Annotated in this window: 6 protein-coding genes; 2 read left to right on the top strand and 4 right to left on the bottom strand. The window is 47.1% G+C overall.

The annotated features are described in order from the left end of the window. A partial coding sequence (locus tag L4C36_RS23110; RefSeq protein WP_428480128.1) for a hypothetical protein occupies positions 1-432 on the top strand: 432 nt, incomplete at its 5' end. A 423-nt stretch (positions 433-855) separates the two neighbouring features. On the opposite strand, the gene L4C36_RS23105 is transcribed toward L4C36_RS23110, so the two are convergent. The 3 genes from L4C36_RS23105 to norV are packed head-to-tail and all read right to left on the bottom strand — an operon-like array spanning position 856 to position 3916. Next, positions 856-1206: a TehB family protein gene (locus L4C36_RS23105; RefSeq protein WP_428480127.1), complete on the bottom strand. Its 351-nt coding sequence runs from the start codon at positions 1204-1206 to the stop codon at positions 856-858. A 46-nt stretch (positions 1207-1252) separates the two neighbouring features. Continuing rightward, positions 1253-2404 carry an NADH:flavorubredoxin reductase NorW gene (gene norW, locus L4C36_RS23100; RefSeq protein ID WP_428480126.1) on the bottom strand — a complete coding sequence of 384 codons (1152 nt, stop codon included), beginning with the start codon at positions 2402-2404 and terminating at the stop codon, positions 1253-1255. 3 nt (positions 2405-2407) lie between these two features. Continuing rightward, positions 2408-3916: an anaerobic nitric oxide reductase flavorubredoxin gene (norV, locus tag L4C36_RS23095; RefSeq protein WP_428480125.1), complete on the bottom strand. Its 1509-nt coding sequence runs from the start codon at positions 3914-3916 to the stop codon at positions 2408-2410. Between the two features lie 248 nt (positions 3917-4164). Between norV and norR the strand changes: the two genes are divergently transcribed. Next, the gene (gene norR, locus L4C36_RS23090; protein WP_428480124.1) at positions 4165-5745 is read left to right on the top strand and encodes a nitric oxide reductase transcriptional regulator NorR; all 1581 of its coding nucleotides are present in this window, start codon (positions 4165-4167) and stop codon (positions 5743-5745) included. Positions 5746-5804: 59 nt separating this feature from the next. On the opposite strand, the gene L4C36_RS23085 is transcribed toward norR, so the two are convergent. Continuing rightward, entirely contained in the window at positions 5805-7151 is a 1347-nt protein-coding gene (locus L4C36_RS23085) for a sigma-54-dependent transcriptional regulator (RefSeq protein ID WP_428480123.1), read from the bottom strand. Positions 7152-7171: the final 20 nt, after the last annotated feature.

Genomic DNA, 7171 nt, shown 5'->3' with positions numbered 1-7171 from the left:
CCATTAAACAATATAAATAGAGGCGTGAATATAGCTAAATCATCAAGGCACTCAACACCTATTAACATATCAAATTCATCAGAATTAAAAAACATAAAAAACTTATCTAATGGATTAAAAATAGGTGGCAATGCGTTAATTGCATACGATGCTTATAACCGAAGCAATCAAGTCTACAATGATTATAAGTCAGGGAAAGATTGGAAAAAAACAGCAGTAGTACAAAGCTCAGGCCTTACCGTTGGTGTAATATCAGGAAGTTTCACAGCGTCAGCTGTATCGAGTGCTGCAGTTTCAATTGGTTTAGCTGCAACCCCTGTTGGATGGGTAATAGCTATAGGAATTGGACTTACAGCAACTTACTATGTCTCAACATCTCTTGACAAATCCACCCAAAAAGCAGCAGCTTCACTTTACGATTTTGCTTGGTGATATGATGGAAGAATTATCAAATAATATAATTTACATGATCTTTTTCACAATAGTGATATCTTCAATCATGTCTTGGCTAACATTCTATTTTTTGTCTGTGAAAAAATTTGAAAGATCGTTCAGCGATGATGGTATTCATACACCTACATGGGACTTTTGCACTATTCGTGTTATGTGGTACGCAACAATTTTGGTGTTTCGAACCCACCGCCTCAATGATCACAATTATCCTTTTGTACCAGTAAGCGGCACACGTAAATTAGCATCTTCTACTGATACTGTTTTTGCACATTGGTTATGGGTATCAGCTTTCCTGCTGATCATCGTTGGCTTTTTGCTACCTTAAATCACCTTTTTTCATTAAATAAACATGCCGCGCACTTTTTCGCCCGGCATGTTATTTATCGCTATATATTCATCGCGCTATTTTTTCGCAGAAAACAGCGGCTGATCGGACTTATCTTTCTCTGACCAGAAATTAATATTGAATTGCGCATCCTCGCTTAATTCAATCCGATGCCAATACTGCGGAGGACTGGTGGCAAATTGCCCTGCATTGATCACCACGGTCACTTCAGGTTCTGTCGCTTCACTATCCGCAAAACCGAAATAGGTGACGGTGCCTTCCATCACACACAACTGGCCAAACACCCCTTCTGCCGTGTTGTGGTGGGTTAATAGCGCGGGCGGCACAGTCGCTTTCGTGAAAAACGGCGTTGAACGTTGAACCGTCCAATGTGCAGGAATACGTAAATGAGACCCTAATGTAGACATCGTTTTCTCCTTACTACTCTTCATTATTGGTTAATGGCACAACGCGCTAGCGCAGTGCATTTAATAACGTGAATGCTTTGGGTAAATGCTGTTCTGTCACCACAAAACCTTGGGCTTTACCTTCTTCATCGAAGGTCTGGCAAGTGGTCCCTGTACTGTCGAGGTCAACCTGCCAACGATGGGCACCCAACACATTATGGCCACTGAGTTGAATGGGATAATGCGGCGTTTTCACTTTGACCAACATCGGCGGCAATACCACCGCTGTCGGAGTGCCCAATAACGTTTTCGCTAAGGCATTGGCACTCAGTAAAGCAGGCTGTAAATAAGCCATAACCTGACCGTTAATTTCTGCACAGTCACCCAAGGCATAAATATCCGCACACGAGGTTTGTAACTGGCTGTCGACCACGATCCCACGCCCGGTTTGTAACCCCGTTTGTATTGCTAACGCGGTATTAGGCACTAACCCTGCCGCCGCAATCACTTGTGAAGAATCAAATGATCGCCCAGAGGCCAACGTCACTCGCACGTGCGGTTCCAGATGATTATCAGGTTGAGTATCAATGCGTTGGATATGATCACCCAGTGCCAGCGTGATCCCCATTTGCGTCATCACTTTTTCCAGTTTGTGCGCCACCGTTTCTGGCAACAGTGAAGCCATGATACTCGCTGCAGGATCCACCAGCGTCACGTGTTTGCCCGAGGTGGCAAAATCCATCGCCAACTCTGCCCCAATCAACCCTGCGCCGATCACCGTCACGTGTGACGCGGCCAATAACGCATCCTGACTATAGCGATACTCCTCAAGGCTGTTTAGCGTGCGCACTGTGTGCACGCCGTCCCCTTCCATCGGCGGTATAAAAGCACGCGCACCGGTTGCTAACACTAATTTACCGTAAGCATATGACACCCCGGATGCGGTCACTGTTTTGGCAACGGGGTCAATCGCTTCTACCGGGCAGTGCGCATGTAAGGTCACTTGTTGTTCTTGAGCAAAGGCCTCACCAGACTGGCGAACTAAATCCTCGGCGCGTTGCTGACGGCTGAACACATGGCTGAGATCAGGCTTGTTATAATCACTGCCATCATTCGCGGTGAAGACATGAATAGGACACGTTTGATCGCCACGACGGATCGCTTTTACCAATTGGTAAGCGGCAAAGCCGCTCCCAATGATCACAATAGAGTCTGTCATCACTTACTTCCCGCTCACAGGCACAAACACCTCTTTACCCAAGCCGCATTCCGGACATAAAAATGTCTCTGGCACATCAGACCAACAGGTGCCGATGTCAACGCCTTGGTTTGGTTCACCCACTGCTGGGTCATATACCCAGTTACACACGGTACACAGCATGTTTTGTGTATCAACAGAAAACTCAGCGGCATTCACTGGTTCAGCGATGCGTTGTTGCGCTGATGGCTGTACGCTGGGTTGCGCTTGCGGCGGCACCGATACGGCAGGTTCGCTGACAGGCTGTAATGCACGGGGGATCACAGACGACAGATCACGTAATGCCCACTGTTTGGCGATCATACGGCCATGTTCACGGCATTCACGCAATGCTTTACCGTCCGGTTTCCATTTCGCTTTTAAGCCCAGTGTGGTTTCAAACCCAGCATCGGTGAGGCGTGAGTGAATACGGTCAACGGCACCGCCATTCCAGCCATAGCTACCAAACGCACCGGCTTTTTTGTTTTTAAAGCGCAAACCGGTAATCTCTTCCAACATGCCTGCAATTTTAGGCATCATGACATTGTTCATGGTGGAGGATCCGACCAAGATCCCTTTGGATCGAAACACGTTAGCCAGAATCTCATTCTTATCCTGACGGGACACATTAAACACTTTCACCGCCACCGCCGGATCGACATCATGGATCCCTTGGGCAATGGCATCCGCCATCATGCGGGTGTTGTTTGACATGGTGTCGTAAAAAATCGTGATGCGATCTTCTTGGTAGTTATTTGCCCATTCCAGATATTGATGGATGATTTGGGTTGGGTTTTCACGCCACACAATACCGTGCGAAGTCGCGATCATATCGACCGGTACATTGAAGCTCAGCACTTCATGAATTTTAGCCGTTACCAAACCACTGAATGGGGTCAGAATATTGGAGTAGTAACGCAAGCACTGCTCCATCAATTCATTTTGATCCACTTCATCATTGAAGAGGTGTTCGTCACAGTAGTGTTGACCAAACGCATCGTTACTGAATAACACGGCATCTTCTGTCATGTATGTCATCATGCTGTCCGGCCAATGCAGCATCGGCGCTTCAACGAAAATCAGTTGCTTGCCGTTACCGAGATCTAACGTGTCGCCGGTTTTCACAATATTGAAGTTCCACTCTGGATGGTGGTGGTGACCGACAATGGAATCAACCGCATTTTCAGTACAGTAAATAGGCGTATTCGGAATGCGCGCCATCAAAGCGGTTAATGCGCCAGAGTGATCTTCTTCGGCATGGTTAATCACGATATAGTCAATGCTGGCCAGATCGATTTCCATCTCCAAATTTTGGATAAACTGCATGCTGAAACGGTGATCGACAGTATCAATCAGCACCGTTTTTTCTTCACGGATCAGGTAACTGTTATAACTGGTCCCTTTTGTCATTTTGTATTCGGTACCGTGGAAATCTTGTACTTCCCAATCGCGCTGGCCAACCCAATGAATGTTATTTTTTACGTGAATAGTCATGTTGTTACCTTTTATGCGAAGTCTTGGGCGTCATCAGCACCCTATTCTGTTTTGTCGTTATCGACATCTGCACTGACTATTGCACGGTGCGTGCCAACTTTTTAAGCCACTGAATTATAAGCATTTACTTAATTGAGCCTTTACTAGCAGTGTCATAATGACACCCATCAAACATTGTCAAATTAACAACACAGTGTCACAATGACACTGTTTACCGCTGTTTTTCAGGCTATCAAAAAGGCGTTGCTATGACGAAAAACCGACAAGCGCTGATGCAATTAGCGCTCGACCTGACGCAAGGTATTTCTGCTCAAGATCGGTTTGAGCGACTGCTGACGGTGATTAAATCGCTCTTTCATTGTGACGCCTCTGCGTTACTCGCCTTTCGCGAACAACATTTTTCGCCCTTGGCCATGAATGGGATGTTTGATGATGTGATGGGTCGCCAGTTTGATCTCGACCAACACCCCCGTTTAGAGGCGATCGCCCGTGCCGGTGATATTGTGCGTTTTCCCCACGACAGTGATCTGCCCGATCCGTATGACGGATTAATCCCTAGCCATGATGGGCAATTGCATGTGCATGCGTGTATCGGCCTGCCGCTTATTGCCAATGATCGTTTAATTGGTGCCGTCACCATTGATGGATTTGATCCGCACCAATTTGATCAATTTTCCGATCAAGAACTGCGGGTGATCAGCGCACTGGCGGCGGCCAGTTTGCACACCGCCCTGTTAATGGAAAAGCTGGAACAGCAAGCTGGTGAAATGGCCAGTTCGCCCGCCGCAGTGCGACCCGCAACGGGGGATGTCACCATGATTGGCCAATCTGTTGCGATGGATCAGCTAAAAGCACAGATCAGCGCGGTGGCGAATACCGACCTCACGGTGCTCATTACCGGCGAAACCGGTGTCGGGAAAGAATTGGTCGCCGCTTCTATTCACGCGCAATCGTTGCGTCATCAGCAACCGTTGGTTTACCTGAACTGTGCAGCCTTGCCTGAATCCGTTGCAGAGAGTGAACTGTTCGGCCATGTAAAAGGCGCGTTCACGGGAGCGATCAGTGATCGTAAAGGGAAATTTGAGATGGCAGATGGCGGCACCCTGTTTTTGGATGAAATTGGTGAGCTTCCCCTCGCCTTACAAGCCAAGCTACTGCGGGTACTGCAATACGGTGACCTACAGCGCGTGGGTGCAGACAAACACCTGAAAGTGAATACACGTATCATCGCCGCCACCAACCGGCTATTACACGAAGAAGTGACGGCAGGCCGCTTCCGTGCCGATTTGTATCACCGCTTAAGTGTATTCCCTATTTCAGCGCCCCCACTGCGTGAACGAGGCAATGATGTGATTCTGTTAGCTGGGTATTTCATTGAACGCTGCAAAGCCAAATTGGGCCTGAATGCCATGCGCTTAAGCCCGGATGCCACTCACCTGTTGCAGCGTTATACATGGCCGGGGAATATCCGTGAGTTAGAACACGCCATCAATCGTGCGGCCGTGGTTGCCCGTGCCGCCAGCAGCGATCCACATTTTGTGGCCTTAACGTCAGCGCATTTTAATCTGACGTTACAGGATCACGCTTCTGCCGCCTCATCAACAGAGTCACTGACAGCAGATACATCAGCAGATACGTTTTCCCCACCGTCTGTGTTATTAGGCTATGGGTTAAAATCCGCCACCGATGCGTTTCAGCGTCAGTTGATCGCGCACACCTATCAGCAGCATCACAACTGGGCAGCAACCGCGCGTGAGCTACAGGTCGATACAGGTAACTTGCACCGTTTAGTCAAGCGGTTAGGGTTGAAAACTCAATCATCAAAATAGTGCAAACAAAAAAGCCCATGTCAGACATGGGCTTTTAAGATTTAACGGTGATTATGATATTACTCCCTCGCGGCATAGCCATTATTATAATGACGCACATCAGGAACAATATTGTGCTTATTCAGCAAGCGATACATGGTGGCGCGTGACACCCCAAGATCTTTCGCCGCAGAAGCCACTTGACCACGGTGTGTTTCCAATACCGCAACCAACACATCTTTTTCTGCTTCGTCTTTAATGTTACGCAGACTCTGCTTTAAGTTTGCCTTACTTGGCAGATCAAAATGCTCCGCTTTCACTTCATTCCCTTCCGCCAATAACGCGGCACGCTTCACTTGGTTAATCAACTCCCGAACATTGCCCGGCCAACTATAGCGTAACAACAACTGTTTGGAATCTTCAGAAAACGTCGATGCCATGGTGCTGTATTCACGCGCAAACTTGGTCAAAAAGGTTTCAGCGAGTAAAAAGATATCAGACCCACGCTCACGCAATGTTGGTACTTTAATGTGGAATACATTCAGTCGGTAATACAGTTCTTTACTGAATTCTCCGTTCGCCACCGCCACATCAAGATCCGCACTAGACGTCGCGACAATGCGTACATCAGATGCGGTTTCTTTATCCAATGTTTCACAGCTTGGTGCTTGCAAGTAAGCTAAGAGATTATCTTGCATTTCCTTCGACAGCTCCTCGACATTATCGAGCATCAAGGTGCCATCAAACGGTGCACCGTCTTCATTGCGATAGGTACCGTCCAGTAGTGCCAGCTTTTCATCATCTCGGGTGAGCGATGAGCAGTTCACCATAATAAACGGCGTGTTCTTACGTTTTGACAAATTATGGATAGATTTCGCAATCAACTCTTTGCCAGTCCCGTTTTCACCGGTGAGGAAAACATTCACTTCCGTCATCGCCACGCGGCGTACCATGTCGCGCAACTGCTTGATCGATTTCGATTCACCAAACAGACCCATATCGTGCTGCGACGTGATCTCGACCCATGAGCTGGATTCAATCTCCAACATGCCTAATTGATGTCCGATCGTATCAAGCAAATGGCTGCCTGGAATAGGTACCGTAAAAAAGTCAACACAGAAGTTATTAATGAATTGACGAATCGCATCCGTTTTCATTTGTTCCTTTTTAATGATCGCAATCCATTTCACTTGTTTGGTTTTATTTGCCCTCAAAGATATGCTGTTCAAGCTAAAATCATTATTGCTTAAATCAACAACGCAGATACAAGGACTGTATTCTTCCAAGATTGAATCAGCCGTTCTTAGGTCATAACAGCAATGTGTTTTCCAACCCGATTGTTCAAGAAGCGCAATCCAAGGTTCGTAATTACATCCAATTGCAACTAAACGACCGTCTATTGATTTATTTTGACTTACTGCCACCATCGAAGTCACCTTCTATCAAC

It is taken from the genome of Photobacterium japonica, from assembly GCF_050337005.1.
In the GTDB taxonomy this organism is placed as follows: Bacteria; Pseudomonadota; Gammaproteobacteria; order Enterobacterales; family Vibrionaceae; genus Photobacterium; species Photobacterium japonica.
The sequence above is the reverse complement of the archived record's forward strand: the minus strand, read 5'-3'. Positions and strand labels throughout refer to the sequence as shown.

Coding starts and splice junctions, on each gene's coding strand:
- L4C36_RS23085 (WP_428480123.1), bottom strand. CDS start 7,151: ATGGTGGCAGTAAGTCAAAATAAATCAATAGACGGTCGTTTAGTTGCA.
- L4C36_RS23105 (WP_428480127.1), bottom strand. CDS start 1,206: ATGTCTACATTAGGGTCTCATTTACGTATTCCTGCACATTGGACGGTT.
- norV (WP_428480125.1), bottom strand. CDS start 3,916: ATGACTATTCACGTAAAAAATAACATTCATTGGGTTGGCCAGCGCGAT.
- norR (WP_428480124.1), top strand. CDS start 4,165: ATGACGAAAAACCGACAAGCGCTGATGCAATTAGCGCTCGACCTGACG.
- norW (WP_428480126.1), bottom strand. CDS start 2,404: ATGACAGACTCTATTGTGATCATTGGGAGCGGCTTTGCCGCTTACCAA.